Source organism: Rhodococcus sp. MPR-R1B, from assembly GCF_058793255.1.
The window spans coordinates 32,373-58,238 of record NZ_JBXAFO010000015.1 but is presented as its reverse complement, the minus strand read 5'-3'; the positions used below and the strand labels follow the sequence as shown (position 1 = coordinate 58,238).

At 62.9% G+C, this 25,866-nt stretch carries 22 protein-coding genes; 6 read left to right on the top strand and 16 right to left on the bottom strand.

What is annotated here, in order from left to right; translation table 11 throughout:
• Positions 1–4: 4 nt before the first annotated feature.
• Positions 5–1,438 carry an NAD(P)H-hydrate dehydratase gene (locus tag AC1Q61_RS20600; RefSeq protein WP_042922489.1) on the bottom strand — a complete coding sequence of 478 codons (1,434 nt, stop codon included), beginning with the start codon at positions 1,436–1,438 and terminating at the stop codon, positions 5–7.
• A 38-nt stretch (positions 1,439–1,476) separates the two neighbouring features.
• On the opposite strand from AC1Q61_RS20600, the gene AC1Q61_RS20595 reads away from it, so the two are divergent.
• Positions 1,477–1,848: a plastocyanin/azurin family copper-binding protein gene (locus tag AC1Q61_RS20595; protein WP_003940908.1), complete on the top strand. Its 372-nt coding sequence runs from the start codon at positions 1,477–1,479 to the stop codon at positions 1,846–1,848.
• A gap of 53 nt (positions 1,849–1,901) precedes the next feature.
• Here AC1Q61_RS20595 and glmS read toward each other — a convergent pair whose 3' ends face one another.
• Entirely contained in the window at positions 1,902–3,764 is a 1,863-nt protein-coding gene (gene glmS / locus AC1Q61_RS20590; RefSeq protein WP_003940837.1) for a glutamine--fructose-6-phosphate transaminase (isomerizing), read from the bottom strand.
• Positions 3,765–3,876: 112 nt separating this feature from the next.
• Between glmS and AC1Q61_RS20585 the strand changes: the two genes are divergently transcribed.
• Positions 3,877–4,716 carry a poly(ethylene terephthalate) hydrolase family protein gene (locus tag AC1Q61_RS20585; protein ID WP_003941000.1) on the top strand — a complete coding sequence of 280 codons (840 nt, stop codon included), beginning with the start codon at positions 3,877–3,879 and terminating at the stop codon, positions 4,714–4,716.
• A gap of 235 nt (positions 4,717–4,951) precedes the next feature.
• Here AC1Q61_RS20585 and AC1Q61_RS20580 read toward each other — a convergent pair whose 3' ends face one another.
• The 9 genes from AC1Q61_RS20580 to eccCa all read right to left on the bottom strand — a co-directional run bounded on the left by AC1Q61_RS20580 (position 4,952) and on the right by eccCa (position 15,631).
• A complete protein-coding gene (locus tag AC1Q61_RS20580; protein WP_042922486.1) occupies positions 4,952–6,100 on the bottom strand; it encodes a hypothetical protein in 1,149 nt (382 codons plus the stop codon).
• On the bottom strand, positions 6,097–6,402 hold the full coding sequence (locus AC1Q61_RS20575) for a hypothetical protein (protein ID WP_042922483.1): 306 nt from the start codon (positions 6,400–6,402) through the stop codon (positions 6,097–6,099). The genes AC1Q61_RS20580 and AC1Q61_RS20575 overlap by 4 nt, the downstream gene beginning before the upstream one ends.
• Positions 6,403–6,512: 110 nt before the next feature.
• Positions 6,513–7,850: a phosphoglucosamine mutase gene (gene glmM / locus AC1Q61_RS20570; RefSeq protein WP_007728598.1), complete on the bottom strand. Its 1,338-nt coding sequence runs from the start codon at positions 7,848–7,850 to the stop codon at positions 6,513–6,515.
• A 154-nt stretch (positions 7,851–8,004) separates the two neighbouring features.
• Complete coding sequence (rpsI, locus tag AC1Q61_RS20565; protein WP_007728596.1) at positions 8,005–8,514, bottom strand: 30S ribosomal protein S9; 510 nt, start codon at positions 8,512–8,514, stop codon at positions 8,005–8,007.
• The gene (rplM, locus tag AC1Q61_RS20560) at positions 8,511–8,954 is read right to left on the bottom strand and encodes a 50S ribosomal protein L13 (protein ID WP_003940842.1); all 444 of its coding nucleotides are present in this window, start codon (positions 8,952–8,954) and stop codon (positions 8,511–8,513) included. Before rplM ends, rpsI begins: the two co-directional genes overlap by 4 nt.
• Before the next feature lie 290 nt (positions 8,955–9,244).
• A complete protein-coding gene (locus AC1Q61_RS20555; protein ID WP_003940975.1) occupies positions 9,245–9,538 on the bottom strand; it encodes a WXG100 family type VII secretion target in 294 nt (97 codons plus the stop codon).
• Between the two features lie 99 nt (positions 9,539–9,637).
• A complete protein-coding gene (locus AC1Q61_RS20550; RefSeq protein WP_003940986.1) occupies positions 9,638–9,943 on the bottom strand; it encodes a WXG100 family type VII secretion target in 306 nt (101 codons plus the stop codon).
• Between the two features lie 184 nt (positions 9,944–10,127).
• Complete coding sequence (locus AC1Q61_RS20545) at positions 10,128–11,630, bottom strand: type VII secretion-associated protein (protein WP_214926636.1); 1,503 nt, start codon at positions 11,628–11,630, stop codon at positions 10,128–10,130.
• Positions 11,627–15,631 carry a type VII secretion protein EccCa gene (gene eccCa, locus AC1Q61_RS20540; protein WP_492650994.1) on the bottom strand — a complete coding sequence of 1,335 codons (4,005 nt, stop codon included), beginning with the start codon at positions 15,629–15,631 and terminating at the stop codon, positions 11,627–11,629. Before eccCa ends, AC1Q61_RS20545 begins: the two co-directional genes overlap by 4 nt.
• 235 nt (positions 15,632–15,866) lie before the next feature.
• On the opposite strand from eccCa, the gene eccD reads away from it, so the two are divergent.
• Positions 15,867–17,333, top strand: coding sequence for a type VII secretion integral membrane protein EccD (gene eccD, locus AC1Q61_RS20535; protein WP_492650993.1), 1,467 nt, complete (start codon positions 15,867–15,869; stop codon positions 17,331–17,333).
• A 14-nt stretch (positions 17,334–17,347) separates the two neighbouring features.
• Entirely contained in the window at positions 17,348–18,760 is a 1,413-nt protein-coding gene (mycP, locus tag AC1Q61_RS20530; protein ID WP_492650992.1) for a type VII secretion-associated serine protease mycosin, read from the top strand.
• A gap of 14 nt (positions 18,761–18,774) precedes the next feature.
• Here mycP and eccB read toward each other — a convergent pair whose 3' ends face one another.
• Positions 18,775–20,241 (bottom strand): type VII secretion protein EccB, encoded by a 1,467-nt coding sequence (gene eccB / locus AC1Q61_RS20525; protein WP_083197649.1) that lies wholly within the window; start codon positions 20,239–20,241, stop codon positions 18,775–18,777.
• 97 nt (positions 20,242–20,338) lie between these two features.
• Here eccB and eccE point away from each other — a divergent pair, with 97 nt between their 5' ends.
• Positions 20,339–21,979: a type VII secretion protein EccE gene (eccE, locus tag AC1Q61_RS20520; protein ID WP_073513610.1), complete on the top strand. Its 1,641-nt coding sequence runs from the start codon at positions 20,339–20,341 to the stop codon at positions 21,977–21,979.
• A gap of 16 nt (positions 21,980–21,995) precedes the next feature.
• Here the strand turns inward: eccE and AC1Q61_RS20515 are convergent, their stop codons facing one another.
• Both AC1Q61_RS20515 and AC1Q61_RS20510 read right to left on the bottom strand, forming a co-directional pair.
• On the bottom strand, positions 21,996–22,553 hold the full coding sequence (locus AC1Q61_RS20515) for an NADPH-dependent FMN reductase (protein ID WP_492650991.1): 558 nt from the start codon (positions 22,551–22,553) through the stop codon (positions 21,996–21,998).
• A gap of 22 nt (positions 22,554–22,575) precedes the next feature.
• Positions 22,576–23,154 (bottom strand): TetR/AcrR family transcriptional regulator, encoded by a 579-nt coding sequence (locus tag AC1Q61_RS20510; RefSeq protein WP_007728583.1) that lies wholly within the window; start codon positions 23,152–23,154, stop codon positions 22,576–22,578.
• Between the two features lie 57 nt (positions 23,155–23,211).
• Between AC1Q61_RS20510 and AC1Q61_RS20505 the strand changes: the two genes are divergently transcribed.
• Positions 23,212–24,354, top strand: a complete 1,143-nt coding sequence (locus AC1Q61_RS20505; protein WP_007728582.1) for an acyl-CoA dehydrogenase family protein — start codon at positions 23,212–23,214, stop codon at positions 24,352–24,354.
• Positions 24,355–24,412: 58 nt separating this feature from the next.
• Here AC1Q61_RS20505 and truA read toward each other — a convergent pair whose 3' ends face one another.
• Entirely contained in the window at positions 24,413–25,297 is an 885-nt protein-coding gene (gene truA / locus AC1Q61_RS20500; protein WP_492650990.1) for a tRNA pseudouridine(38-40) synthase TruA, read from the bottom strand.
• 6 nt (positions 25,298–25,303) lie between these two features.
• Positions 25,304–25,861 (bottom strand): 50S ribosomal protein L17, encoded by a 558-nt coding sequence (gene rplQ, locus AC1Q61_RS20495; protein WP_003940748.1) that lies wholly within the window; start codon positions 25,859–25,861, stop codon positions 25,304–25,306.
• Between the last annotated feature and the right edge of the window lie 5 nt (positions 25,862–25,866).

Sequence of the window (25,866 nt, the reverse complement as noted above, 5' to 3'; positions counted from 1 at the left end):
ACCCTCAATCGAGGGCAAAAGAGCGAAGCACACGCACCGATTCCCGCAGACCTCCCAGCAGGGGTGAAGCCGAAATCGGTGCTCCGGCGACATCCCTCTGACCGCCGGCAGCGGCGATGTTCGCAGCCAACGCGTGAGCCCGCGCCCCGACGGCCCCGGCTTCGAGAGGGCTCAGACCCGACGCCAGCAACGCACCGATCACACCGGAGAGGATGTCACCCGAGCCTGCCGTCGATGCCCAGGAGCCGCCGGCGTCGTTGACCAGCACCTCACCGCCGGGATCCGAGATCACCGTCGTATGGCCCTTCAACAGGACCGTGACTCCGAGGCGTGCGGCAAGAGCACGCGTGGCCGCGATCCTGTCGTCGCCAAGAGTTGTGAATCGAGCGAACTCGCCGGCGTGGGGCGTCAACAGTGTCGGCGCGGTCCGGGCTGCGACAAGTTCGGGACGCTGAGCGAGGAGGGTAAGTCCGTCCGCATCGACAACAACGGGTACATCAGTAGCCAGCACCGACGCCAGAAGTCGCGCGGCGTCGTCGTCGGTACCCATACCGGGGCCGACCACCCACGCCTGAACTCGCCCGGCGGCTTGGAAGGTCTCACTCGCAATCACCTCCGGGAACCGGGCGAGCACCTCGGTGGCGCCGTGCCCGGCGTAGCGGACCAGGCCGGCGGTCGCGGTCACCGCGGCACCGGTACAGAGCACGCCCGCGCCGGGATACTGCTCACTTCCCGCAACGATGCCCACCACACCCTGCGAATACTTGTCGTCCTCCGGACCGGGCACCGGCCACAGCGCACCGACCTCCGCCGGATCGAGCGAACCGAATTCGGGTTCGCCGACGCTCAATCCGATGTCCACGAGTTCGACACGACCACACAGCGGAGCCGCGAGTACGTGTACCGGCTTGAGCGCACCGAATGTGACCGTCACATCAGCGGTCACCGACGGGCCGTCCACTGCGCCGGTGTTCGCGTCGACGCCGCTCGGAAGATCGACCGCCACGATCGGTGCATCCACCTGGCCGACGAGATCGGCCGCGTCAGGCCGTAGACCGCCGTGCCCGGAAATCCCGACGATGCCGTCGATCACCAGATCCGGCGACCCGACTTCGGCGGCGACTCGGCCGCCGGCCTTCAAGAGAGCATCGAGGCCCGCCCGATGAGCGCGCGCCGGATCGAGCAACACGGCCCGCACGCTCACACCTCGTTTGCGGAGCAACGCACCGGCCCACAGGGCATCACCGCCGTTGTCGCCCGTACCGACCAGCAGCGTCACCGACCGATGCGCGACCGACCCTGTACGGGAACGCAATTCGTCCGCGACTACTCGCGCAAGACCGTACGCCGCTCGACGCATCAGCACCCCGTCGGGCAGCTTGTCGAGCAGCGGCGCCTCAGCTGCTCGCACCTGATCGGCTGTGTAGTACCCACGCATGTCGGAACCCTTCAGTTGCCGTCGCTACCCTCGAAACCATGAAATCACGTCTTCGCCCGGCAATCGCGGGTCTCGTGCTCGCTCTCGGTCTGGTCGGGTGCAGTTCCGGCACCGACTCCACACCACCGGCTCCGGAAACGACGGCCAGCGGACCCGTGGTGACCATCTCCGGGATGGCGTACTCCCCCGCGTCCATCACCGTGAATGTCGGCGAGACGGTCACGTGGGTGTTCGACGACAACGGAATGGCCCACGACGTCAACGGCCTCGGGGACGCCAAGGGCAAACTCCGCAGTCCGCTCAAGAAATCGGGAACCTACACCTACACGTTCACCGAACCCGGAACCTACGACTACACCTGCACACCGCATCCCGAGATGCGCGGAACCGTCGTCGTCGAGACGCCGTAACGCGCTCGGGCCCCACAGTCTTGCGACTGCGGGGCCCGATTTTCTAGCGAAAGCTACTCGACCGTAACCGATTTCGCCAGGTTACGCGGCTTGTCGACGTCGTAGCCACGCGCCGCGGCAACCTCGGCCGCAAAGATCTGCAACGGAACCGTGGACAGCAACGGCTGCAGCAGAGTCGGTGACGCCGGAATCTCGATCAGGTGATCCGCGTGCGCCGCGGCGACGGTGTCGCCTTCCTCAGCGATGACGATAGTCGTCGCCCCGCGCGCCTTGATCTCCTGAATGTTGGACACCAACTTCGAGTGCAGGACAGCGCGGCCCTGCGGCGACGGCATGACGATGATGACCGGAAGGTCCTCCTCGATCAAGGCGATCGGGCCGTGCTTGAGCTCACCGGCGGCAAAGCCCTCGGCGTGCATGTACGCGAGTTCCTTGAGCTTGAGCGCACCCTCGAGCGCCACCGGGTAGCCGACGTGACGCCCCAGGAACAGCACGGTCGACGCGTGCGCGAACTGGCGCGCCAACGCGCGCACCGGTTCTGCCGTCTCGAGTACCTTGCTGACCAATGCGGGCATCGCTTCGAGGTCGGCGTACTCGCGGGCGACCTCGTCCGGATACTTGGTTCCGCGAGCCTGCGCCAAAGCCAAACCGACGAGGTAGTTCGCGGTCACCTGCGCCAGGAACGCCTTGGTGGACGCGACCGCGATTTCCGGTCCTGCCCGGGTGTAGAGGACTGCGTCGGCTTCACGCGGGATCTGTGCACCGTTGGTGTTGCAGATCGCCAGGACGCGTGCCTTCTGGTCCTTGGCATGCTTGACAGCCTCGAGCGTATCGGCCGTTTCCCCCGACTGCGAGATTGCGACAACAAGCGTCGAGCGATCGAGAACCGGGTCGCGGTAACGGAATTCGCTGGCGAGTTCGACCTCGACAGGTAGACGCGTCCAATGCTCGATCGCGTACTTCGCCAACAGACCGGAGTGGTAAGCGCTACCGCAAGCGACAACGAACACCTTGTCGACGTCGCGCAGTTCCTGATCGGACAACCGCTGCTCGTCGAGGACGATCTTCCCGTTCTCGAAGTGGCCGAGGAGCGTGTCGGCGACAGCGGTCGGCTGCTCTTCGATCTCCTTGAGCATGAAGTAATCGTGACCACCCTTTTCGGCGGCCGCGAGATCCCAGTCGATGCGGAACGGGCGTCCTTCTGCCTCGTTACCCGCGAAGTCGGAGATCCGGTAGCTGTCGGCAGTGATCACCACTGCCTGATCCTGTCCGAGTTCAACCGCATCGCGTGTGTGCTCGATGAATGCAGCGACGTCGGAGCCGAGGAACATCTCGCCCTCACCGACACCGACTACGAGCGGTGTCGAGCGGCGCGCGGCGACAATCGTGTCCGCATGATCAGCGTGCGTGAAGACGAGCGTGAACGCACCTTCCAACCGACGAACCACCGACAGCGCACTCTCGATGAAATCACCTGCCGTCGGCCCCTGGGCGTACGCCCGGGCGACGAGGTGAACCGCGACCTCGGAATCCGTGTCGCTCTGCAGTTCGACGCCTGCAGCCTCGAGCTCCGCACGCAGCGGGGCAAAATTCTCGATGATTCCGTTGTGAACGACAGCCAGCTTGCCCGAGGCATCACGATGCGGGTGCGCATTGCGGTCCGTCGGACGCCCATGCGTCGCCCAACGGGTATGGCCCATACCGGACGTACCGACGAAGTGATCCGCACCGTACTCGCCGAGCTCCGCCTCGAGGTTGGCCAACTTACCGGCCTTACGCTCGATCTCGACCCCACCGGTTCCGTCGAGAATCGCGATTCCCGACGAGTCGTACCCGCGATACTCCATTCGTCGCAAAGCCTCCACCACAACGCCCAGAGCTGGGCGGTGGCCGACGTATCCCACGATTCCGCACATGGTGACTCAGGGTACTTGGACATCGGCGGTGGGCGCATTTTGCGGTTCCCGCACCTGGTTGCGGCGTCCGCTCCGCATACACGAGGCGGCTCATCGGATAACGTCTTCAACCGTGGCACCGAAACTGAAGACACTGACCCGTGAGCTGTCCAAGCGCGGCCCGCACCGAGTTCTCCGCGGCAACCTCGCCCTGGCCGGACAGCCGGGTGTCGTGTACACGCCGGAAACCGGTTTCAATCTCCCCGCCGTTGCCTTCGCGCACGGGTGGATGGTCGGGTCCCACAAGTACGAGCAGACACTCCAGCACCTCGCTTCCTGGGGAATTGTCGCAGCGGCGCCCGACAGCGAACGCGGTCCGGTCCCGTCACATCTCGGATTGGCTGCAGATCTTCGAGCGACGCTCGACATCTGCGTCGGCGTGCGACTCGGCCCCGGCCAGATCAGCGTCCAACCCGATCGGGTCGCCTTTGCCGGTCACGGCATGGGCGCGGGCGCGGCGGTACTGGCCGCAGCGCAGCGCGGGGATGTCGGTGCGGTAGCCGCACTGTTCCCGGCCCCGACAGCACCCAAGGCGGAGAACTACGCGTCGAAGATCACAGCGCCCGGATTGATCCTCGCCGGCGAAGACGACGTCGATTCCTTGACCAGCAATGCCCGGCCGCTGAGCGTGGAGTGGGGCGGTCCTGTCATCGCACGTACCGTGAACGACGCCCAAGACGCCGGACTGATCGAAGGCCGCCGACTCCTCGGCGCCCTGGGCCTCGGTGGATCCGAGCGCAAGACACAGGCCGCCACACGGTGCCTGCTCACGGGCTTCCTGTTGTTCCATCTGACCGGCGACAAGAAGTACAAGGATTTTGCTGATCCCGACGTCGAGATTCCGCACACGGCGCCGTTGCTGCCGGTCGAACCTCACTCCGACGCGCGGGCCAGCCAGCTGTTGCGTAAGTAGGAGTCCGTACTCGCCACCGACTCCGGCGGCGAGCACGGCGGCGTCGGCTCTGACGCGGATCGCAGATACGGGCCGGCTCTCACGGTCCCATCCGTGTCATTCTCGGCGGATGTCGTTTCGGACGGCGGCTCCTGGCGCGATTCCGCGCTCGCTGCGGCCACTCTGCGCTCACGGAAGTCGTCGAGTTGAGAGTCGAGGGTTCGACGGATCGCTTCGAACGGCGCGTGAACGGACTTCACAGCGGACCAGCTCCGGCCAACTCAGCGCCCGTCTCTCCGTCGGGAGCCACGATCGACTCGTCGGGGACTGTGGAAGGCGGCTCCGGGTCCGGCGCGGGCGAGACTTCGGCGGTGGTTTCGACCGGCACCTCGTGCTCGCGAATCTCAGGGTCGGGAGTTTCGGGCTGGAGTGTCGCAGGCTGGGACGCTTCTTGCGGGCGCGCCTCGTGCAGCGACATCTCCGGATCGGCATCGAGCACTATTCTCGGCCAACCATTTTCGCTCAACTCCAGGGTGGCCGACACAGAGTTCCCGTCAGCACCTGCAACATCCAGACTCACCCCACGACCGTCGGACGCAATCGAGAAGCCCCAAGTGTTGCCGCCGATCGAGAAAGAGACAGGAGCGGCGGCGACACCGGATGCACTCGGCTCGGCGATCGGAAAGGTTGACGTGAACGCGTCTGTCACCCACTGGGTCGCGGCGTCAAAAGCATGACCAACCGCGCTCGCGCACTCCGCACACGCCCTGTCGAATTCATCGCGAGTATCGAGATACGCCGAACGAAAAACCGTGTCCAGCCATGGCGCCGCACCACGACCGGTGGAAGCGACGTGAGTCAGCTGGTCGATCTCCCCCGCACCCAGACCGCCGATCGTCGCCCGGTCGAGGCTTGCCACCTTGAAAGCCTTGTCTGCCAAAGCCGTTCGAACCGTCCGCGCGAACTCGTCGGCCAGCGTGATCAACAGTGGCGCCGAATCCGCATCGGACCGAGCTTCACGCCGCGCCGCGAAGGCCTGATCTACGACCGCACCCACGCCGGAAACATTCCACACTGCAGGAAGATTCTCCGCCAGGGTCGTCAGCATCGCGATCTCGGCGACCGAACCGTCCACCGCTGCGGCCATGTCCGACGCATCTCGCATTAGTGCCTCGAAATCGATACCAGCCTCTGCGCGATACGCATCCTCGTAGGACGAAAGCATCCGTTCTTCGAAGCCCAACCGAGAGGCCAGGTTGTGAAATCGATCGAAGAACTGCAGTCCCCTCGCACCAGCATCCAGGATTTCGTCAGGACGCACGCGTGAATCACGCAGTGCAAGAATATCTTCGACGCAATAGTAGCTGTTTGGTACTGCCTGTGCGGTACCGCTCGTCGGTCTCATGAGACCGACCCGCTGGAGTCTCGCAATCGCTGCGCACCCTGACCGTCCACCTCAGCGATCACCTCAGCCGAAGAGGAAAGCCGAGGCGCCAACGTATCGAGAAGATCGGCACGGCCAGTCAAGCGAGAATTCAGGACCGCCAATGCCGATGCCAACGCGGCTCCATGCTCGGCGTAATCACGGCCCGAAACGGCACCGCTGAATCGCAGACGCCTGATCGGGTCCGCAGAATCGCGCAGAGCCTGGGCCACCGACACCGCTTGGCGTGCCAATTCATCTGTTCCAGCGCGGTCGACATCCACGAGCGCCCCCAAGTTTCAGCGGAACCACTCGCACGTCGAGCGGCCTTTGACTCCTTGGACGCAGCAGGGCGCAATTACGTTCCCTCAAAACGCGAACGCGTAATGAGGGGCTAAACCGAACCGACGATCTCGGCCAACTCGTCGGCCAGCTTCTGCGCGAGCGGAAGTTCGGTGGCCTCGACCATGACGCGGACCAGTTGCTCTGTCCCGGACGGGCGCAGGAGCACGCGACCACCGTCACCGAGGACGCGCTCTGCGTCCGCGACTGCTGCGAGTACCGACGGCGATGCTGCGACTGTCGCCTTGTCCCCGACCTTCACGTTGATCAGAACCTGCGGGAGGGTTGTCATCGTTGCGGCCAGTGCGGATGCCGACTTACCCGTGCGAGCCATGCGTCCGAGCAGCCGGAGGCCGGTGAGAATCCCATCGCCCGTGGTGCCGAACGCCGGCAACACGACATGGCCTGACTGCTCGCCGCCGAGGCTGTATCCGCCCGCGCGCAGTTCCTCCAAGACGTAGCGGTCGCCTACGGCAGCAGTCACGATGTTGATACCGGCCTCGCGCATCGCGATGTGCAAACCGAGATTGCTCATGACAGTCGCGACGAGAGTGTTCTCGACCAACTCGCCGGCGTCGTTCATCGCGATCGCCAGAACTGCCATGATCGCGTCACCGTCGACCACCGCTCCGGTCTCGTCGACGGCCAGGCAACGGTCGGCGTCGCCGTCGTGCGCGAGGCCTAGGTCCGCCCCGTGATCGACTACGGCTTTCTGAAGATTCTCCAGGTGCGTCGATCCGCAGCCGTCGTTGATGTTGAGGCCGTCGGGATCGGCGCTGATCGCGATGACGCGAGCGCCAGCTGCCGCGTAGGCAACCGGTGCGAGCGCGGAAGCAGCGCCGTTGGCGCAGTCGACCACAACGGTGAGTCCAGCGAGTGGCTCGCTCGCCGCGCTCGCCAGATGCGCAAGGTACAGCTGAGCGGCGTCGTCGACCGTACGGACGCGGCCGATCCCGGCACCTGTCGGTAGGACGGGCGGTGCAGTGCCGTCGAGTGCATCCTCGATCGCCACCTCGACAGCATCATCGAGCTTGTGTCCACCGGCTGCGAAAATCTTGATTCCGTTGTCCGGCATGGGATTATGCGATGCAGAGATCATGACACCGAGACTGGCGTCGAGCTTTGCCGTCAAGTATGCAACTGCCGGAGTCGGAAGAACACCCACGTCGAGCACGTCGACACCCGCGGAACTCAATCCTGCGGTCACCGCGGCTTGAAGCATCTCACCGCTGGCGCGAGGATCGCGGCCGATCACGGCGGTCGGACGTTCGTCCGCGGTATCGGCTGTCAGTACGCTCGCCGCGGCAACTGCCAATCTCAATGCAAGATCTGCAGTCAGATCCGAATTGGCAAGTCCACGAACACCGTCAGTACCGAACAACCGACCCATAGAACGACTCCTGAATCCTGTGAACCTCGAGAAGGGAACTCGAGAAGGGAATTTCTCCGAGAAACACAAGAGCGAGCGTCCGGTAACGATGGACGCCCGCTCTTGTGGTGAACAGGTGCCGAAGCAGACCCGTCGGGTCAACCTCGGCAAAGCATCAGCGCTTGGAGTACTGCGATGCCTTACGGGCCTTCTTCAGGCCGTACTTCTTACGCTCGACCGCGCGGGCGTCACGCGTCAGGAAGCCTGCACGCTTGAGGGCCGGACGATCATCAGGGGTTACCTCGATGAGTGCGCGCGCGATAGCCAGACGCAGTGCGCCTGCCTGACCGGACGGGCCGCCACCGTGCAGCAGTGCAATGATGTCGAAAGACTCGGGACGCTCGACGAGCACCAGCGGAGCCTTGATCAGCTGCTGGTGAACCTTGTTGGGGAAGTAGTCCTCCAACGTACGACCGTTGAGCTTGAACTGACCGGTACCGGGAGCCATCCGGACGCGAACGACAGCCTCCTTGCGGCGACCGACGGTCTGGACCGGGCGATCGAGGACGATCGGTGCGAGCGTAGCTGCAGCAACCTCTTCGACGACCTCGACTGCGTCAGAGACAAGCTCTTCCACTGCTTCGATGTTCTCTTCGGACACGTTCTGCTCTTCCGGCGATGTCACTGTGCGACCTGCTTGATCTCGAACGGCACCGGCTGCTGCGCGGTGTGGGGGTGATTCGGGCCCGCGTAAACCTTGAGCTTGCTGCTCATTGCGCGGCCGAGCTTCGTCTTGGGGAGCATGCCGACAATGGCCTTCTCGACGAGACGATCGGGAGTCCTGTCGAGGACCTCACCGACAGTGCGGGACTTCAGGCCACCCGGGAATCCGGAGTGGTGGTAAACGTTCTTGCCCTGCAGCTTGTTGCCGCTGATGGCAACCTTCTCTGCGTTGATGATGACAACGAAGTCACCACCGTCGATGTGCGGCGCGTAGGTGGGCTTGTGCTTGCCACGCAGCAAGTTCGCTGCCTGAACGGCAAGACGGCCGAGCACCACGTCAGTGGCGTCGATGACGTGCCACGTGTGGGTCACATCTCCGGCCTTCGGGGTGTACGTAGACACAGATCTTCCTCGTCTTAATTCATTCCACTGCTGACCATGTGCGTATCGCGTAAACGATCCTCGGCGGCCAGTTGAGACCCGAGAACCGCCGGTCTCCACGCATTTCTGCCGGAGCCCTACGGCACGCCACCGATAGACGATACCGGTCTACCCGCTGCCAGGTCAAAGCGCAGCCATTCCTGCCAACAGCATCATCGTCCAGCACAGCGATGCGAGCGATCGACATGCGCCTGCCCCGGCAACCTGACGGTACCGGGGCAGGCGGGGTGTCATCACGGCATGGGATGTTGTCAGCGACCGAACCCGTTTGCGGCGATCCGATCAGCTTCCTGCATTTTCTCCGAGCCGCTCGCCGTCGCTCCGGCGATCTGCGCGAGAACCATGTTCAGTTCTTCGGAAGCCTGGGCCCAGCGACGCTGTGCGTCGTTCCACGCTTCGGAGCCTGCCCCTTCCCAGCCTGCTTGCAGCTTGTCCACGACAACCTTGATGTCGCCCTGTTTGTCGTTGATCGCTTTGGCCTGCTGTTTCATCTGATCGGACAGCATTGCGAGGCCGCCGAAGTCGTACTTGATCCTGTCGGACATAACTGCTCCCGGTTCGGTGTGACTGGAGAGAACTTGTGAGAACTAACTTGGAGAACTACTGGCTGAGGATTGCTTGATCGGACGATGAAGAGCTGGCGGTCAGGACATGTTCACCGTCGCGCCGCGAAGCGAGCTGACGTTGTCGTCTTCGGTCGAGTCGAAGGTTCCCGCGGCCTGTTTGATCTGCTCGCAGATGTCGGTCAGAGCTGTGTCCAACTTCAGGGCCGCGCTGTTGTATCGCTCCATGATTCCTGCGTATTCGACCTGCGCCGCACCGTTCCACGAATTGTGCGAAGCGTCGGCCTCCGACCGAACAGCGTTGACCAGCCCCCTGATGTCACCGAGATGTCCGTCGATGGTCCCCGCCGAATCGATCAATTCAGCGGTAGTTGCGGTAAAGCCCATGTCGTCCCCCTGGATTCGGTGAGTACCGTTCGGTATCGGCGATCACACACAACGGGCTTGGTCCGTCGGATGTGCACCGGGGTCGAGCGGAACTCCCTGATGTGCGCTACACATACTTTGACGCGACCTCCGTACCAACGGTTCCGGCCCGACCGAAGAATATTTTCAGAACCGACCGATCCGGTCACGGTGTGAATTCGACCGACTGCCACATCCGCAGGCAGTCCGCTTCGAGACTGCCCCACTCACCGATCAGATACTGGCAGCCGATACTCACTTGCCGTCCGTTGTCGACGTACACGTGCCAACGCACCTCGGAGAAATCGTCCGGAAACTCGACGTACACCACTGCCCGTTTTCCTGCGGCATCGTCGAGCACAGCAAACTCTGCGAACCGCAATGGGTCCTCGAACGTCGAAAACTGCTGACGCAATACAGCTTCGACGGAATCGAATCCCACACCTTCCGCAAGACGTTTCTCGATGACCACGATCTTGCGATCCGCACCCGAACCGGGTACCAAATCGGTACGCCCGCTCGAGGTCCCTCGCGACAGAAGCTTCCAATCGGAAGGCACTTCTGCCGCAACGCTTCCCACGTCCACACGAGTAAGTTCCGGCGTGGCCCCGGACTCGATCGACGAGATCGAAGTCTTCGGTGCAGGCGTTTCCTGCTCTTTCGACGCCTCCACGATCTCTACTTCGTCTTCCGCCGTGGCTGCGACCGACCTCGTCAACCGAGAATCGTTTCGATCGCGAGTGGACACCACCACCGTTCCTGCGACCGCACCGGCGACGGCGACCACCGCAAGCGCCGCCGCGAACCATCGACGGCCTCCGCGCCGCCCGCCGACGCGACGCGGCGAAGAGGCATTCGAGTCCAAGGAAGGAATCGACTTCGCGCCATCCGTATCGCCTACCCACCCGGCGCCGAAAGCCGAATTGTCGACGATTCGTCCCGAACTGTCCCGCGCGGTTGTCTGGCGAACGAGCGTCTGAGGATCCACCAGAGACGCAGCCACCCGGCTCTCGTCCAGAATTCGGATGCTCGCGTGGCCGTGAACATTCGTCGACCCCCGTTCGAGCGAAGCCGCAACAGCATGAGAGCTCGGCCCGACCAACACCACAGCGTCCCGAACCGATAGATCCCCGATTGCGGAAAACAACCCCGCAACGTCTGCGATCTCCGAACTTTGTGTTCCGTCGATTTGGAGTTCACCGTCGACCTCAGCGACAACAGAAGCGACCACCGTTCCGCCTCGCAGTTCGAGGACGACACACCGCGATCGCCAAGCCGTATGAGCCGACCTCGCCGCCGCGATCGACGTCGGAACGAGTACGACGTCGTGCGCCACTCGACGTGCGGCATCGAGCAATCGCCGCCTGCGTGGGGCACCCCAATCCGAGGGATGACTGAGATGAAGAATGTCTGCGTCGACGATTCCGCACCCGTCCATCGCACTGGAGATCAGCCTGGCCACCTCCAAGACTGTCGGGACAACCCGACCATCCACGTCGACATAATCGTCGTCGATGTAATCGATCGCATTCTCGCCGGCCGCACCGGGGCCCGACGCCGGTTCGCGTCGGAGGTCTGCACTGCAACAGAATTCGCGTTGACCCGACACGACCCAGATATTCGATGCACCCCAATGTAACGAGACCGACACTGCGGACGGAGCGGTCACAGCGGTGGTATCCACGGAACTTGGACAAGTTGGGTTTGCGAGCGGGAAACGTAGACCCCACGGCCTTCCGGCATCGCCGACGCGCGGACAGTGCCGACGAGATTTCCCTCGTCACGGCTTCCGCTCATGATCAATCCGGCCGGCGCCATGTCGCGAATTCTCGCAATGACCGGCTCGTACAGTGCTCTGGCCGCACCACCGGAACGGCGGGCAATAACCAGGTGCAAACCGATGTCCTTCGAGTGCGGAATGTATTCGAGCAACGGCGCCACCGGATTTCCACTCGGTGTGGCCACAAGGTCGTAGTCGTCGATCAGTACGTAAATCTCCGGCCCACTCCACCACGACCGTTCCCGCAATTGCTGCTGCGTTGTTTCGGCGTTCGGCATTCTGGCAGCGACGATCCGAGCCAAGTCGACCATCAATTCACCGAAGGTCGTCGACGACGCCGAGTACCCGCCGAGGTGATTCCCTTCGACCACGCCCAGCAGGGAATGCCGATAGTCACCGATGATCACCTTGGCCTGGGCCGGTGTGTTCGACGCGATGATCCCTTCGGCTATTCCACGCAAGAGAGATGTCTTCCCACACGCGGTGTCGCCGAATATCAACAGGTGCGGGTGTTCCCGGAAGTCCATGTACACCGGGGCGAGGTCGGTCTCACCGAGCCCGATCGGCACGGTGAGGCACCGACCGTCGGCCGCACTCGGTGAGGGCCACCGGGTCCCGACAGCTTCGAGAAGTTCCACCCGCGAGTAGAAATCCGGGAGCATCCGCACGGCGGGTGCCGGACGCGAATTCGACATGGCTGCAATACGTTCGACCGTCGCCACCACAGCCGTACTCGAGTTCTCACTACCCGGTAGGCCGTCGATTCGAGGTAGTCCGGTGAGAAGGTGGAGTCCGTCGCGAGTGATGCCACGACCCGGTCGACCTTCCGGCACCAGGCCTGCTTTCCGGCGACCCGCATCCGAATCTCCCGGATCACCCAATCGAAGTTCGATGCGAGTACCCAGTTGATCCTTGAGTGCCGGCCGGATCTCGGCCCACCTCGACGTCGTGACGATCACGTGTACACCGAAGGACAAACCTTGACCGGCGAGCATGTTGATCTGGGGCTCGAGTGATTCGAAATCCGAACGAACGCTTGGCCAACCGTCGACGACGAGGAAGACGTCACCGTACGGGTCCTCTCGGAGTCCCGCAGCCTCACCTTCCCCGGTGGGATCAACTGTTCGCAATCTACGGAAATCGGCCATCGATTCGATGCCGAGGTCACGAAACAGTCGCTCCCGTTTAGCGACCACACCGAGTACCTCGGCAACTGTGCGCCGGACGCGGTCGGAATCCAAGCGGTTTGCCACCGATCCGACGTGCGGCAGATCTTTCAATCCGAGGAGCGTTCCACCGCCGAAGTCGAGGCAGTAGAACTGAATCTGTTCCGGCGTGTGCGTCATGCTCAGAGACAAGATCAACGTGCGCAACGCCGTCGACTTTCCCGACTGCGGGCCGCCGACAATCGCGAGGTTGCCAGTCGATCCGTTGAGATCGGCGACGAGTAGATCGCGGCGCTGATCGAACGGCCTGTCGACTATGCCGAAGGGTGCGCTCAGATTTCCGCGAGGTTGATCACCGGTCGCCCACCGCGGCAACAACTGGTCAAGCGTCGGAGATGACTCGAGCGGCGGGAGCCACACTTCATGCGCACGTGGACCGTGACCGCGCATGCGGTCTACGAGGACTCCCATGAGAGTACGTGCATCGTCACCGATTTCACCCATGTCGACGACGTCGGGCTCGACGGGAACGACAACGGCCTCTGGTCCGATCACGGGCTTCGCGATAAACGGCAGCGGCGCCAGTTCGACGGGGGAATCGACCGAGAATCGAGTGGGCACGATCCGCTCGCCCTCGTACGGGCCTGACACGTACGCACCTTGGAAGCGAACGATCTCAGCAGAATCGGACTTCAGGTATCCCGCACCGGGTGTACCCGGAAGGTGATAAGCATCGGGAACGCCGAGGACGGAACGAGACTCGTTCGCCGAGAACGTTTTCAAACCGACGCGATACGAAAGATGGCTGTCGAGACCCCGAAGCTTTCCTTCGTCGAGCCGCTGACTGGCCAGCAGCAGGTGAATGTGAAGTGACCTGCCCAATCGCCCGATGGCCACGAACAATTCGGCAAATTCCGGCTGCTGACTGAGCAGTTCGGAAAACTCGTCGACAACCACGAAGAGTGCCGGTAACGGATCGAGTGCAGCGCCGGCCAGCCTCGCCCTCTCGTAATCGGACACGTTTGCGAAGTTTCCTGCCGCACGCAACAGTTCTTGTCGACGATTCATTTCGCCGGCGAGCGCGTCCTTCATACGATCGACCATCGCCAATTCCTCGGCAAGGTTGGTGATGATCGCAGCAACATGCGGCGCCTCCTCGAGGCCGAGAAAGGTTGCACCACCTTTGAAGTCGATCAGGACGAGGTTCAGTGCGTTGGGAGAGTGGGTCGCGATCAGGCCGAGCACCAAGGTTCGCAGGAACTCCGACTTGCCAGAACCGGTGGCTCCGATACACAGCCCGTGCGGACCCATACCGTTCTCGGCCGACTCCTTCAGATCCAGTTCGACGGGGTTTCCGTCTTGTCCGACACCGATCGGCACACGGAGTCGGTCGCGCCCCTGACGTGGAAGCCAGCCATGCTCAGGATTGAACCTCGCAACGTTTCCTATCCCCAACATCTGGCTCCACGTCCGAATGGATCGGTCGTCGTCAGCTGCGTCGACGGCATTCTGCGATGCCGCACGGAACGGTGCGATGCGACGCCCGAACGCCTGCGCCAGGCTCGTCGTCGCAGCGTCGGGCCTCGCAAAGTTCTCAACTCCTGCGCTGCTCACCGCGCCGATCTGATCGCTACCGACGACCAGTCGCAACCCACGCGTCGCCACCAGCCGCGGGCAGAACCCGCACAGGTCGAGGACTGTCACCGAGTCGAGCCCGGATTCGGACAACAGGCCGGTGTCACCTTCGAGTAAGCCACCGTCCACGACCAGCACGAGATGCGGAACGCCCGCACTGGCTGGAGTGTTGCGAGCGAATCGAGCACGCATCGAAAGCGGTTCCCCGAGGGAACTTTCGAATTCGAGATACGAACCGAACACCATGCGTGCAGTGCCGGTGCCGTCCTGAGACTGCGGGTGTTGCACGTGTGGGAGCCACTTGACCCACTCCCACTCGGATTCGGTATCGGGACCGCACACCACCGCAACTTGGAGCGTGTCCGGACCGTGGAATGTGCACAGCTGCATCAACATCGAGCGGACAAGCGCACGAGCGGAATCTCTCTGCCCCTCGATGGACATCGCAGCAAATCCGCGAAGCGAGACGGCGGTCGGCAGGTCCTGCACAACCGAATGTGCACGGACGAATCGCCGAAGTGAGACAGCAGCGACGGGTTCGAGATCCTCGACCGGCCCGGTCTCCGGAGACACGAGTCTGGTGGCCAATCGCTGTGTACCCAGACCTACCCGAACGTGGCAGTAGTCCGAGTCGGTGATCTGACGCTCCCACATCCGCACAGTCCCGGCCAGTGTCCAGAGCAGCGACGGCTCGGGATTGCTCCACTCGAGAGCAGCACGCTGCGCACCAGTCGTCGCAGCAACATCACTACGCATCTGATCCAGGTACCGGAGGTAGTCCTTGCGGTCCTCGTTCGCTTCGGACGCTCTTGCTCCACCGCTACGACCGCCCCCGGCGAGCATTCCGAGCATCGACACCATCATCATGACCGGAAACAGCAGGGACATCGGATTGCGCGCCATGCCGGAAGAGAACATCAGCGCCACCATGCCGATCATGGCAACCACCATGATCACCGGAAGTAGTTTGGTCAGTAGGTTTCCCGGCGTGACGCGAGGTATCTCCGGTGGGGGCTGAAGCGTCACCTCGCCGCCCGGTGTGCGCGGCGATTCACGGCGTGCTCGACGCGCAAATCTGACAGTGCTCAATTCACCCACCCCCATCGGTGCTGCAGCTGTTGCCGCCAGACGCCTCGTCCGACTACCGCCGGCCCCCCAAGGCGTACTCGCTCAATTGCAAGAGAGTAGATCACAACACCGACACTCGGGTCGGTGCCACCTGTTGTCGGCGCTGTCTCCGATACAGGCGCGCAGTTCATGTCGTATTGTTCGGGTGAACTGGGGTGACGCGAAGGGGGAATCGCGTCATGGGAGGGGACAGATCTTGACCAGCACCACTACAACCAGCGCTGCGAACACCGGAAACGGACGAGGCGCGAGTCATTCTGCCGAACTGTGCAGGTTGACGGTACTTTCAGCCCATTCGCAGGTGGATCTTGCGGTGCCGCTTCGTGTTCCACTCACCGTGGTCATTCCGGGCATTGTGGACACAATTGTCAACCACAGCAATTTCAACGAGTTCGACCACACCACCGAACAATTCGAGCCCGTCGACTGGACTCTGTCGAAAGTCGGCAGGGCACCGCTGGCACCGACGCTGTCGCTGCACGAGCACGGAATGCGCGATGGAGAATTGCTCGTACTCGAGGCCTCGGACACCGCTGCCCCGCCCCCACTCTTCGACGACATCATGTACACCGTCGCGGCCACGGATGCGGACGTCTACCGACGCTGGACTCCGGTCACCGCGCGCATTGTCGGCTCGACCGCCGCCCTCGTCGCTGCGCTCGTCGCGGCCCTCGCCCTGGTCCTCGGCGACACGGGACTGATCGGCGCCGTCTGCGGCGGAGTGACGTCTTTGGTGCTCACCGTCGCCGCCGCCGTGGCAGCGCGGGTGTACGGAGACTCTGGAAGTTCCGTCACGCTCGGATGCGCTTCGGTGCCACTGGCGTTCGTCTCCGGCGCACTCTGCGTGCCCGGCACTGTTCTTTCGGCTCATCTGCTTCTCGGTTCGGCATTTGCCGCTGCGGTAACTCTGATCTGCTTCCGCTTGTGCGGCGCCGGATTAGCTGTCTTCACAGCACTTCTCGTCGTCCTTCTCGCGGCGGTGGGCACCTTTGCCGTCACTACCACGCTTCCCGAGGCGCGCACCGCGACCGTCAGCGGCGCGGTGATTGCCGCCGCATTGATCGTTCTCACGTTCACCGCTCGACTGTCGATGTTGTTCGCGCGACTACCGCTTCCTCCTGTTCCGACGCCGAGTAATCCCCTCGACGACGACCGCGACGGACTGCCCGAACCCGAACTACCCGGGCTGACCGAGTTGGCGGAAAGGGCAGGGCGGGCGCGTAGCTATCTGACCGGGCTGATCGTGGCCACGTCAGTGGTCGCGCTCGTCGCTGCCGTCGCACTCGCGTGGTCCTGGCCTGGTCAGGGGATCGTCTGGCCGAATCTTGCTCTCGCATTCGCGACGGCCGTCGTGCTGATGTTTCGCGGGCGCACCTACGCGGGCGCACAGCAGGCTGTGCCACTCATCGCGGCAGGCATCTCGGTGATTCTCGTTCTCCTGGGCGACATGGCATGGACCCATCGCGACCATGCATTGGTCGTCTTCGCCATCACGATGACCGTTCTCCTCCTGGCACTGGTTCTGGGAATCCTTCCCCCCCAGAACACATTCAGCCCCGTGATGCGACGCGCTGCCGAGCTGTTGGACCTCGCTGCGATTGCAGCAATCGTTCCGCTGATCTGCTGGGTCAGTGGCCTCTTCGCGCTCATGCGTGGCCTCTGAGCGATCGGTGATCGATGGTGATTCGACGGGCAACAAACATCTGCGCCAGTCTCGTGATCGTTGCCTTCAGCGTTCTCGCCGGGGCAGGTGGCGCATCGAGCGCGGTTCCCTCCCCCATCGATCCTGCAATGCTGCCCGAGGACGGTCCGCCTGCACCTCCACAACCCACCGAACAACGAACCCTGTGCGTCCCAGCCGTGGCAGGTGGTGACGGTGCGGACATTCCACGTTCTCAACGAGATCTGGGATTCGATTCTGTGTGGCCGATCACCAGAGGGGCAGGACAGCGAATTGCTGTCATCGACACCGGTGTCAGCAGACATCCCCGGCTGCCATCGCTCGACGGCGGCGGTGATTACGTCGGTACCTCCGACGGCACCGACGATTGTGACGCACACGGAACTGTCGTGGCCGGTCTCATCGCCGCCCAGCAAGTCGAGGGTTCCGGATTCTCCGGAGCTGCGCCTGACGCAAAGATAATTTCGATCAGGCAGTCCAGTGCCGCCTTCTCGGTGGCCGGCCAACGCGAAGACCCTGCTGTAGCCGAGAACTCATCCGGGTACGGAAACGTCGACACCATGGCATCGGCCGTCCGTCACGCTGCGGACATGGGTGCAAGCGTCATCAACATCTCCGAAGTCGCCTGCAAGCCTGCCGGGGACGGGATCAGCGACCAACGACTCGGCGCTGCAATCGAATACGCCACGATCGCGAAGAACGTCGTAGTCGTCGCAGCTGCAGGGAACGTCGGATCCGGAGGTTGCAAGAACCAGAATCCGCCGCCGGATCCCCTCAATCCCCTGGCCGATCCATGGAACTCGGTTGTGACGATTGCCAGTCCGGCTTGGTACGACGACTATGTCCTCACAGTGGGGTCGGTAGACCCCAATGGCGCCGCCAGTTCCTTCAGCCTCGGCGGTCCATGGGTCGACGTGGCGGCGCCCGGCACCGGAATCACCTCACTTCACCCGACGTCGCCCGGTCTGACCAACGGGGTGTACGGCTCCGACGGCGCCGTACAGTCGTTCAACGGGACCAGTTTCGCTGCGCCCCTTGTCGCGGCAACCGCCGCACTGGTCCGGTCGGTTCACCCGGAACTGACTGCGCTTCAGGTCATGCAACGTATCGAAGCCACCGCCCACGCTCCGGCGCAGGGTTGGAATCCCTACGTCGGTCACGGCGTCATCGATCCACTTGCGGCAGTGACGGGCGAACTGGCCCCAGGAGAACGCGTCAAGGTCAACCATCAGTCGGTGTCGATCGATCCCCTACCCACGCCGCCGACCCCCGACAACCGATCTCGCGACACGGCACTCGTCGGAGCCGGAACGGTCGGCACCCTCGTTCTACTGACGCTGTTGGCATCGATGCCTCTTCGTCGAGTAATTCGTCGGCATCTTCCCGAACGCCAGAACATCGATCCCTGAACCGTCAGCAGTGTTCAGTTCACCGGAGCGGCCGGCGCTGTATCGGGGGCGATTCCGTCGTGAGCTATCAGTGCATTGCTCTTCTCGAGCGCGGGACCTGATGCAAGTAGGTCGAGCATCTGCCAAGGCGCGCGATCAGGCGTTCGCGTCAATCCGAGCGCGCGAGCGGAGATTTCGTCCGGTACGCCGTACTTCACACCGGTATCGGCTACGTAGAACACTCCGTCGCGCCTGGTGCTGTTCGTCTCGATTCCGGTCGCTTGAACAAATCCGCCGAATCCCTGTTCGACATGGACGTTGTCGAGATTGTCACCCGATCCGTCCGCCTGCGCCAAGGACACCAACTTGCCACCCTCCGGGATCGGAACCTGCAATCCAGCGACAAGTTTCAGCGTTGCAGAACTACTTTCGGCGCCCTCGACTGCAGGTGAGGGAGCCCATTCCAGACAGCCGACAGGTGCGCCGTGATCATCGACGATCTCCGGAACCACCCGCGGCAACAAGTCGACGGCCAGCTCACTCACCGAGGGAATACGACTGATGGCATCAGGGGTGACGCTCGCGATCCCGGTGGCGCCCTGCGAATCCGAGAAGTAGATCAGTTGGGCGAGCGCCGCACCGATCTTCTGGATCCCGTTCTCGAGTACCACGTAGTACTGCGGGTCTGCACCCACCGAAACCTGGATGACGGAGCCGACAGTCTTGTTCTGCAGAGGAAACCGGGGCGCCGATCCCAGTTGGCGGATTCGCGGAGCCTCGATGCGCGGAACTTCGGGAATCGAATTGAGGAATCCGATACTGATCGGTCGCGCCTGTGCTCCTTCCAGGCCCAAAGCCCGCATGATCGCCGGATCGTCCACATCGATTTCCGCTCGCTTCCCGTCGTACACGAGAAAGTGATCGGAACCCGACTTCACCAGGAATGCACGGTCATTCGTCAGATATGTCGTGTTTTCGCCGACATTGGACGAGCCGACCAGGACCGAAGTCGTCAACGATCTTCTCCCGTCGGATCCGACGGAATCGCACACCGTCCACGCGGCGTTGGTAGGGTCGGCCGATTCCGGCAGCGCGGACGGTGCGCCGGGAATGCCGACGAGCGCGCCCCGGGGTTTCGCCTCGACCTCGGATGCCTTGACTATTGCCGGTTTTCCTGGCGAACCCAGAATCAGTCGTGCGGAGGCCAAGTTCAGCACAGGGCGAAACGTACCCTCCATGGCGACGAACATCGCGCCCGATTCCTTTGCAACGACGATCTCTGCATCGCCGATTCTGTCCTGTGGCCGAAACAGAGCGAGTACAGCGCAACCCGCCAATCCCAGTGCAGCGAGGACTATTCCGACGGTGAACGCGCGCGACTGTGATCGCATCGGATCGTGAAGCATCCGCACGTCTCGTCTGACCAGCGCATGTTCCATCCGCCTGACCAAGAATCGGTACCCGTTGACCTGCCAGCGCGTGGTAGGTGTCGCAGCCATCATTCCCCCCGTGCCTTACATCCCCTTGCGAAGACACAGTACAGTTCCGCTGGGGCGGAAATTTTCGGGTAGTTCGCAGGTCAGGTATCGGGGAGGAACCGTGGACCGATCGCGGTTGAAGCATTGGCCGTCGTCACACAGGATTTCGACGCGCGAGTTCGTGCCGGCACAGATTTTCGGAATCGGTGCGGGCGGAATCGCGATGGCCAGTGGGCTCGATTGGTTCTGGGCGCTGGCAATCGGTTGTGTGGTTGCCGGATCAATGCTGCTTCATGTGGGCGGTTGGTCGGTAATGTCCTGGATTGTCAGGTACTTTCGCTATCTGCACCGCAAGGACGTCGACCGCAGCACGATCGTCAGTTTTCACACTCCCTCCGAGCAGTCCATCGGGCTCCGAGTGGACGGATCTTCGCTCGTCGCTGTCGTCGAGATCGCTCCCCCACGCGACTACCTGACCAGGATCGGCCGTCATTCGTTCGACGCTTCCCACCTTCTGCCCACGGCAGCCCTCGCCAATTGTCTCTATCAGCACGACATCTCACTCACCGGCATCGACATCGTCAGTCACGGATACCGCGCCGCGTCGGGAACGCCGGCCACCGAAGTCTACGAACGTCTCATCGGACCACTACCAGCCACCGCCACCAGAAGTGTTTGGCTTGCACTACGTTTCGACGCGCTGGAGGGTGGTGCAGCAGTCGAACGCCGGGGCGGGGGCGAACAGGGCGCCGGCCGCGCGATAGCTGTTGCCGCCAATCGTGTCATCCGGGTGCTCGATTCAGCGGGGTGCAAGGCGCGGATCCTGACCGCACCGGAGATCGCGTCGTCCACTGCCCAGGTGACAAGAGGAGTGGCCGGCCACGAGGTCACCGAAACGTGGCGAAGTACCCCCTTGCCTGGCGTGTCCAACGTCGGATTTGGGATCGAACCCCGTTTCATCACCACTGCGACCCTGACCCGAGTGTGGGCAGTGGCAACGGTCGGGACGTCCGTGACAGTTCGGTTACGACCCACCGGACAACGCGGAGAGGCGAAGGTCAGTGCGACATGTCGCTTCACCACGCGCAATCCACCTGAGAACGCACCGCTGGCCGGTTTGGTCTCGCTACGTGGGCGCCAGCGCGACGGATTGCTGACCAACTTGCCAACCGCATTGGCCGCGCTGGACGGCATCACGCCGGGCGTTCGCATGGACGGGGGCACACTCGACTCACTCGCTCTACCCCTTGCCGGGTGCGGCCAACTCATCGGCTCGGACGGAAACGGGCACGGTGTCGCGGCCAGAATTTCGGGGCCGGGCGTCAACACCGTTCTTGTCGCCGGCGAACTCTATCTGGCTCAGCAGTTGATCTTTCGAGCCATCGCGACCGGCGCACTGGTACTCGTCCACACCGATCGACCTCAAGCGTGGACCGCGCTCACCGACTCGATGGGAGTGCCTGACCGACTCCGCGTGTCCGGGCAGGGCGGTGGGCCTGAGGGCGCCTTCAACACTGTCGTATTCGACGGCGTCGAGGGGTTATCTCCGCGTGCCGGCGTGACCGCAATCTATGTGTACGGACATCCACGCCAATGGCCTCGGATCGACCCTGAAATCTCGATAGTCCAGCCATTCGCACTCGGTGACAAGATCACGGTCGAAACCGGCCGTACACGCGTCGACCTGACTCTGGTGACCATCGCTTCCGAGACATCGTTCATCGGCCGTCCACGAGCCGGCGACGCTCACCAGATGGCGTGATCACGTATGTCCAAGATCAGTCGGGATAGGGATCACTTGCACGTTGCATCCGCAATCCGCTTCCCCACCAATCCAATTCACGAATCATCTTCTCGCTTGCATCGATCGCAATCGAATCGACGCCGTACGGCTCGTGTCCGAATTGCTTACGCACCCGGTGGATGGTCACGCTTTGACGCACCGAGACCATGTGCAACTCCGCCACCACTTGCCTCAGTTGCTCGACGGCCCGAACACCACCTGAAATCCCGCCGTAGGACACGAATCCGATCGGCTTGGCACGCCACTCGTGTTTCACCGAATCGAATGCGGTCTTGAGGGCAGCCGGATACCCGTGGTTGTATTCGGAGGTCACGGCGACAACAGCGTCGGCGCGCCCGATTCGCCGGCGGAAAACCTCCGTGGCAGGTGAATCCGAGAAATCCTGGGGCAACGACAGCTCTCTGAGGTCGATCACCGATACGTTCCACGACGGGTTCGCGGTTGCGCGCTCGACAAACCAGTCCGCCACTGCTCGTCCCATTCGCCCCTCGCGGACCGAACCTACGATGACTTCGACGTTCAAAGGTGCCATGAACGTCGATGCTAGCGACTGATCACGCAGTGATCCCGTCCGTGATGAGTGCTGCCAGTTCCCGATAAGCGCTGGCATCGTCCAGACCAGTTGCCCGGTAGACCGCGCGTTGCTGGATCCGAACCATCGTCGCCGCAGCGGCATCGGCGACAAATGATGCGTGTACCTGCCGGAATGCGCCCGAATCGACTCCCTCGACGATGAGCGATCGCACACGATCAGCAGCGATCGACGTGTTCTTCTCGTAGACCTGGCTCGCCGACACCGATTCGGCCAGGTCTTCCATGAACTGACTGGACGCCGCGGACAGCCGATCACCCACTGCTTCGAGATACACCGCGACTCGACGAGGCGGGGCCGTTTCGGCGGCGACTGCACTCTCCACTGCATCGGTCGCCGCCCGGAAGAAGTGCACTGTCACAGCCCGCACCAGATCCTCTTTGCCGGCCGCCACGGTGTACAAGGTGCTCTTGGAGCAGTGCAGACGAGCTGAGATCTCGTCGAGCGTGAGGTGGGCGAAACCCTCACTCAAGAACAGTTCGACCAATTGATCGAACAACTCTGCCCTGCGCGCAGTCGTCTTGTGAACCAGCCTTGCCATACCTACAACAGTACTGCAGTATCGTTCTCAGTACTATTACCTAGCTAGGAGCCGACCGTGCCCGTCGAACGCCTGATGCCCAGCCAAGAAGCTCGCGATCTCATCGAACTGACGCGTGATGTCGCGGACAAGGTACTCGCGCCCAAGGTCAACGAATACGAGAAGGCCGAGAAGTATCCAGACGGAGTGTTCCCCGCACTCGGACAGGCGGGTCTGCTGAGCCTTCCGTATCCCGAGGAGTTCGGCGGCGGCGATCAGCCGTACGAGGTGTACCTCCAAGTGCTCGAAGAGATCGCCTCACGCTGGGCAGCGGTTGCAGTGGCGGTGAGCGTGCACAGCCTGTCGTGCTTCCCGCTGTTCACCTTCGGCACCGACGAACAGAAGAACCGCTGGCTACCGGACATGCTGGGCGGCAACACCATCGGCGCGTACAGCCTTTCCGAAGCGCAGGCCGGGTCCGACGCCGCCGCGTTGTCGTGCAAGGCGACGCCCACCGACGGTGGCTACCGCGTCAACGGTTCGAAAGCCTGGATCACCAACGGCGGCAAGGCGGACTTCTACAACCTCTTCGCACGCACCAGTGACGACGGTTCACGCGGCGTCTCCTGCCTCCTGGTGGACAAGGACACCGAAGGCCTCAGCTTCGGAAAACCCGAAGAGAAGATGGGGCTACGCGCGGTCCCCACTGCCTCCGCGAACTACGACGACGCCTTCATTCCTGAGGAGCGATTGATCGGTCAGCGCGGCCAGGGGCTGCCGATTGCCTTCAGCGCTCTCGACTCCGGCCGACTCGGAATCGCTGCCGTTGCCGTCGGAATCGCTCAAGGCGCGCTCGACGACGCGGTCGCTTACGCGAAGGAGCGCAAGGCATTCGGCAAGCGGATCATCGATCACCAGGGACTCGGTTTCGTGCTCGCGGACATGGCTGCCGCAGTCGACTCCGCGCGAGCCACCTACCTCGATGCAGCCCGCCGCCGCGACGCCGGAGTTCCGTATTCACGCAACGCGAGCGTCGCCAAGCTCGTGGCCACCGACGCGGCAATGAAGGTCACCACCGACGCCGTTCAGGTATTCGGTGGGTACGGATACACCCAGGACTTCCCCGTCGAGCGCTACATGCGCGAGGCCAAGATCACGCAGATCTTCGAGGGCACCAACCAGATTCAGCGATTGGTCATCGCGCGCCAACTGGCGGGATAGCCCCCCCGATACGAATGCCCTCCCACACAGAGTGGGAGGGCATTTTGCATGGTGATGTTCAGTCGCCGCAGCATCCACCCGAAGACGGAATCTCGCGGGTCTCACGGGTAATCGCGTTGCGGGCAGCCAGTTCCGAGTAGTCGGGGTAGTCCACGCGGACCAACGAAAGTCCGTGCGCCGGCGCAACGAGGATGGAACTGGATCGCGACGTTTCGTCGAGCAAACCTGCCACCCAATCGGCGGTGCGCCGTCCCTCACCGACGGAGAGGACTGCGCCGACAAGACTGCGAACCATCGACCAGCAGAACGCATCGGCATTCACGTACGCCGTGAACACCGTGCCCTCTTGGGTCCAGTCGAAACGCTGCAGCTCCCGCACCGTCGTAGCGCCTTCTCGACGCTTGCAGAATGCCGCGAAGTTGTGCAGACCCAGCAGCCGATTCGACGCTTCCTGCATCGCTCCGAGATCGAGTGGTTTGGGATACGAGACGGTGTCGCGTGCGCGTAGTGGTTCCACTCCGAACGCCGCGTTGGTCACCCGGTACTCGTAATAACGTCGCATCGCGGAGAAGCGCGCATCGAAGTCACCCGGAACCACCGATATCTGTTTGACCCGAACGTCCTTGGGCAGAAATCGTGCAAGTCTGCGCACGAGTCGAGACGGATCGTCCGGGAGCAACTCTCCCGGAACGTCGACGTGCGCTACCTGACCGGTGGCGTGGACACCGGCGTCGGTTCGACCGGCAACGGTCAACTGAACCGGGCGTCGAAGCACCGTTCCCAACTTGTCTTCGATCTCACCGCACACGGTGCGCAGATCGGTCTGGCGGGCCCAACCCGAGAAGTCGGTGCCGTCGTAGGAGATGTCGAACCGCAATCGAACGAGCCCGCCGTCCCCGATGGGGGCGGCGGGCTCGTTCGATTCAGCGTGTGCCGAAACCAAGGGAGACTAGTCCTTCTTGGCCTCTTCGGCCTCGGGAGCGTCGGCCGCAGTTGCGGTCTCGTTCTCGATGGCCTCGACGACTGCGTCAGCGTTCTCGACCTCAGCCTCGGTCGCGTCGGCCTCTACGGCCTCGACGACGTTCTCTGCGGCGGGAGCTTCCTGCGAGGACTTGACGCGACGAGCGCGGTCAGCCTCGGAGGTGACGGTCTTTTCCTTGACGAGCTCGATGATTGCCATCGGAGCGTTATCACCCTTGCGGGGGATCGTCTTGATGATGCGGGTGTATCCACCGTTACGGTCCGCGTAGAACGGGCCGATCTCGGCGAACAGGGTGTGAACGACATCCTTGTTGCGGATGACCTTCAGCACCTCACGACGGTGAGCCAGCGTGCCGGCCTTTGCGTGCGTGACGAGCTTCTCGGCGTAGGGGCGCAATGCCTTGGCCTTGGACTCGGTGGTGGTGATGCGACCGTGCTCGAAGAGCGCGGTAGCCAGATTGGCGAAAATCGCCTTCTGGTGGGAAGCCGACCCGCCGAAGCGGGCACCCTTCTTGGGCTTGGGCATGATGA

Excerpts from the sequence above, each read along its gene's own strand:
- AC1Q61_RS20550 (WP_003940986.1), bottom strand. The coding sequence starts at position 9,943 with ATGGGCTTTACCGCAACTACCGCTGAATTGATCGATTCGGCGGGGACC.
- AC1Q61_RS20510 (WP_007728583.1), bottom strand. The coding sequence starts at position 23,154 with ATGGCAAGGCTGGTTCACAAGACGACTGCGCGCAGGGCAGAGTTGTTC.
- eccB (WP_083197649.1), bottom strand. The coding sequence starts at position 20,241 with ATGATGGCTGCGACACCTACCACGCGCTGGCAGGTCAACGGGTACCGA.
- glmM (WP_007728598.1), bottom strand. The coding sequence starts at position 7,850 with ATGGGTCGGTTGTTCGGTACTGACGGTGTTCGTGGACTTGCCAATTCG.
- AC1Q61_RS20595 (WP_003940908.1), top strand. The coding sequence starts at position 1,477 with ATGAAATCACGTCTTCGCCCGGCAATCGCGGGTCTCGTGCTCGCTCTC.
- AC1Q61_RS20600 (WP_042922489.1), bottom strand. The coding sequence starts at position 1,438 with ATGCGTGGGTACTACACAGCCGATCAGGTGCGAGCAGCTGAGGCGCCG.
- mycP (WP_492650992.1), top strand. The coding sequence starts at position 17,348 with ATGGTGATTCGACGGGCAACAAACATCTGCGCCAGTCTCGTGATCGTT.
- glmS (WP_003940837.1), bottom strand. The coding sequence starts at position 3,764 with ATGTGCGGAATCGTGGGATACGTCGGCCACCGCCCAGCTCTGGGCGTT.
- AC1Q61_RS20515 (WP_492650991.1), bottom strand. The coding sequence starts at position 22,553 with ATGGCACCTTTGAACGTCGAAGTCATCGTAGGTTCGGTCCGCGAGGGG.
- AC1Q61_RS20580 (WP_042922486.1), bottom strand. The coding sequence starts at position 6,100 with ATGAGACCGACGAGCGGTACCGCACAGGCAGTACCAAACAGCTACTAT.
- AC1Q61_RS20555 (WP_003940975.1), bottom strand. The coding sequence starts at position 9,538 with ATGTCCGACAGGATCAAGTACGACTTCGGCGGCCTCGCAATGCTGTCC.
- rplQ (WP_003940748.1), bottom strand. The coding sequence starts at position 25,861 with ATGCCCAAGCCCAAGAAGGGTGCCCGCTTCGGCGGGTCGGCTTCCCAC.